The 3,166-nt window shown below is 61.2% G+C and carries 4 protein-coding genes; all 4 read left to right on the top strand.

What is annotated here, in order from left to right; all coding sequences use genetic code 11:
- Positions 1–79 precede the first annotated feature (79 nt).
- The 4 genes from CFB89_RS33755 (at position 80) to CFB89_RS33745 (ending at position 3,165) form a co-directional block, all read left to right on the top strand.
- Complete coding sequence (locus tag CFB89_RS33755) at positions 80–1,012, top strand: SDR family NAD(P)-dependent oxidoreductase (protein ID WP_089468829.1); 933 nt, start codon at positions 80–82, stop codon at positions 1,010–1,012.
- 143 nt (positions 1,013–1,155) lie between these two features.
- Positions 1,156–1,749, top strand: coding sequence for an NADPH-dependent FMN reductase (locus CFB89_RS33750; RefSeq protein WP_089468833.1), 594 nt, complete (start codon positions 1,156–1,158; stop codon positions 1,747–1,749).
- 97 nt (positions 1,750–1,846) lie between these two features.
- A complete protein-coding gene (locus CFB89_RS35160; protein WP_179233455.1) occupies positions 1,847–2,668 on the top strand; it encodes a hypothetical protein in 822 nt (273 codons plus the stop codon).
- Positions 2,629–3,165 carry a hypothetical protein gene (locus tag CFB89_RS33745; RefSeq protein ID WP_179233456.1) on the top strand — a complete coding sequence of 179 codons (537 nt, stop codon included), beginning with the start codon at positions 2,629–2,631 and terminating at the stop codon, positions 3,163–3,165. Before CFB89_RS35160 ends, CFB89_RS33745 begins: the two co-directional genes overlap by 40 nt.
- Position 3,166 lies beyond the last annotated feature (1 nt).

The following is a 3,166-nucleotide window of genomic DNA, read 5'->3' as shown; positions in this document are numbered from 1 at the left end:
TTCCAAAATAATCGATTATTTTATGGAGCGTAGCTTTGATGAGTACGCCTGACATGAGAAGACAATCGAGATTGGAACCATGAGCGACTTAAGTTTTGAAGGTCAGGTGGCGATTGTGACCGGAGCAGGCGGCAATCCCGGCCTGGGCCGCGCACACGCCAAGTATCTCGCCGCCAGGGGCGCCAAAGTCGTCGTCAATGACCTCGGCGTCGGGCCGGACGGGCGTGGCGTGGTGGGTGCTCGCGCGGATGCGGTCGTTCGAGAAATCTGCGAGCAGGGTGGCCAGGCCGTCGCCGATACGCATAGCGTCGCGACCGAAGAGGGCGCCAACGCTATTGTGCAGACTGCGCTGCAAACCTTCGGCAAGGTCGACATCCTGGTCAACAACGCGGGTGTCGTCGAGTTCGCGCTGTTCGAAGAGCTGTCCGCGGCCGACATTCACAAGATACTGGATACCCATCTGATGGGCACGATCTGGATGTGCCGTGCGGTCTGGTCGCACATGAAGCAGGCCGGCTACGGACGCATCGTCAACACGGTGTCCGGATCGCTGCTTGGTGCGCGCTATGCCTCGGTCTACGGGGCCTCGAAGGGCGGCATCCTGGGGCTGACGCGAAACCTGGCGATCGAAGGCGCAGACATCGGCATCAAAGTCAACGCGCTGGCCCCCGGCGCGGCCACGGTTGCCTGGACGACCATGAGTGCCGACCAGGCCAAGCCCTCACCGGAAATCCTGACCAAGCTCAGCCCGGAATTCGTTTCGCCGACGGTTGGGGCGCTTGCGCATACCAGCTGTCCGGCGTCGGGAAAGTGCATCGGCTCGGAAGGTGGCAATGTCTTCGAGCTCTGGTATGGACGCACCGCCGGCTATACCGATCATGAACTGGAGTCTCACGACGTCCACCTTAACTGGAGCCAGGTTGTTGATCGGGAAGGGCAGCGGGAAATCGGCGATCCCTTCGATGGTTGCGCCGGCTTCACGCTGACACCCAGGGCGTACCGCTCGAGTTGAGAACGGGTAAGGGGTAGTGGATTCCGTGGGCGGCAAGTCGATAGGGTACAAATAATCGATTAGTCGCGAAGCACTCGATGCGGGTGCCAGGGCTGACATCGCTGAAGGCGTGGCAGTTCTATCGTTGTGAGGAGGTGAAGGAAATGTCAACCAGCATTGCAAGATCAAAGCAGGCGCCGTTCATTGTAGCCATTGGCGGAACCATTCGCGCTAATTCGTCGACTGAGCGCGCGTTGCGCATGGCGTTGAAGGTGGCCGAAGACATGGGAGCGAGGACCTTGCTTCTCGCGGGATCCGAGATCGATCTTCCCAATTTTAGCCCGGAGCGGCGTGAGGCCATCCCTGCGGCGGATCGTCTGGTGAATGCGATGCGCGAGGCTGATGGCGTGATTATCGGTTCACCCGGATACCACGGCGGTGTGTCGGGCTTGGTAAAAAACGCCCTCGACTATCTCGAAGAGATGAATAAGGACACGCGTCCGTATCTTGATGGACGCGCGGTCGGCTGTGTGGCGACTGGGGCCGGGTGGCAGGGTGCGGTGGCGACGTTGACGGCGCTGCGGACCGTCGTTCACGCGCTGCGAGGCTGGCCGACTCCGGTGGGCGTCGCGATCAATTCGGCCGAGCCCGTATCGGAACCGGGCGAGTTCGGCTTCTCGGCGCGCACCGGGGAGCAGATCGCGCTCATGGCGCGGCAGGTCGTCAACTTCTCCCGAGAGCTGAGTGCGGCAGCATGAAGTGCTCGCCGGGTCGCATTTTTTGTGTTGGTACGGCGTCTCAATGTCGTCGCGTTTCATAAGGACGTCGCCGCTTCGAGCGGTGCATGGAGGAGTAATGAGTACAGGCGATATCGCAATGGCCACGCGGCCGAAGTCCACCGAATTTCCCGAGATTCGCAACGCGGCACCCGGGCTGACACCCGAGCAATTCATCGACAAGATCATTGCCCTCCGGCCAATGATCCGTGCGCAGCAGGATCAGGCTGACGAAGCCGGTGCCTATACCGGTGAGGTGCACGAAGCTTTGCTGTCGTTTGGCGCCTACGGGGTGGTGCAGCCGCGTTGCTATGGTGGCCACGAATTCGATCCGGAAACGCTGATTCGGGCGACCATCGAGATGGCGCGCAGCGATCCGAGTGCAGCCTGGTGCTGGGCGTTCCCGGCCGCGCACGTGATCATGCTGGCATCGCACTACGACGAAGGCGCCCAACATGAGATTTTTGGCCGCAACGACGGCGTCGCGATTGCTCCGTTGCGTGCGCCGACGAATGGCACGATTCGCAAAGTCAAGGACGGGTACATCGTCAACGGAACGTGGGACTACGCCTCCGGTGTTCCCTATGCCACGCACGTCATGCCGACTGCGCGTTTGATCGATGATGCGAATCCGGGCGGGCCGCCGGTGTTTTATGTGCCGATTCTGCCTGCTGGCGATTTCCGAATCGTTCCCGGCTCGTGGGGGGGGATCTCACGATGGGCCTGCGTTCCAGCGGCTCGCAGACGTTCGTGGTCGAGAACGCATTCGTTCCCGACAATATGGTGGCGCCGTTTTACGACTTCCGGCGCGCCGGCGAGGATCCGGAAGGGACGTTTGGCACCCGTCTGCACGGCAATTCCATGTATGTGGGTATCACCACCTCGCTGTTCACTGCAGTGATCAGTGCGGTGATGGTCGGTGCGGCCTGGGCGGCACTCGATGAATATGAAGAGATCCTGCGGACCAAAAAGACGATCAATCCGCCGTTCCACGAGCGCTACAAGTCGCTGGAATACCAGCGCACCGTTGGACAGGTGGTGATGGAGATCCGTGCGGCTGAAGTGCAGGTGATCGAGGTCGCGCGGCAGTACACGCAGGCCTGCCAGCAGTGGCAAGCCGGTATCGCGTATTCGGCGGAGAAGGATTTCCTGCAGGGCGCAATGGCCACCCAGGCTGGAAAAATGGCCGCGGAGTCGATCGAGAAGATTTTCTACGCGGGTGGCAGCACTGCAGCCAAGAAAGGTCAGCGGCTCAACCGCTATTTCCGGGATATGGCTACCTATCGCACGCATCCGATTGCGCAGTACGACACGGCGGCCGAGGGTGTGGGTCAGGCGCACTTCGGTCTGCCGATTCCGATGCTGGAAGCGGTGGGTGGGGCTCGCAGCAAGCGCTAAG

Origin of the sequence: Burkholderia sp. AU16741 (assembly GCF_002223345.1) — a bacterium.
GTDB lineage: Bacteria > Pseudomonadota > Gammaproteobacteria > Burkholderiales > Burkholderiaceae > Burkholderia > Burkholderia sola.
This window is presented reverse-complemented; position numbering and strand designations above follow the sequence as displayed.

Coding starts and splice junctions, on each gene's coding strand:
- CFB89_RS33745 (WP_179233456.1), top strand. CDS start 2,629: ATGTATGTGGGTATCACCACCTCGCTGTTCACTGCAGTGATCAGTGCG.
- CFB89_RS33755 (WP_089468829.1), top strand. CDS start 80: ATGAGCGACTTAAGTTTTGAAGGTCAGGTGGCGATTGTGACCGGAGCA.
- CFB89_RS35160 (WP_179233455.1), top strand. CDS start 1,847: ATGAGTACAGGCGATATCGCAATGGCCACGCGGCCGAAGTCCACCGAA.
- CFB89_RS33750 (WP_089468833.1), top strand. CDS start 1,156: ATGTCAACCAGCATTGCAAGATCAAAGCAGGCGCCGTTCATTGTAGCC.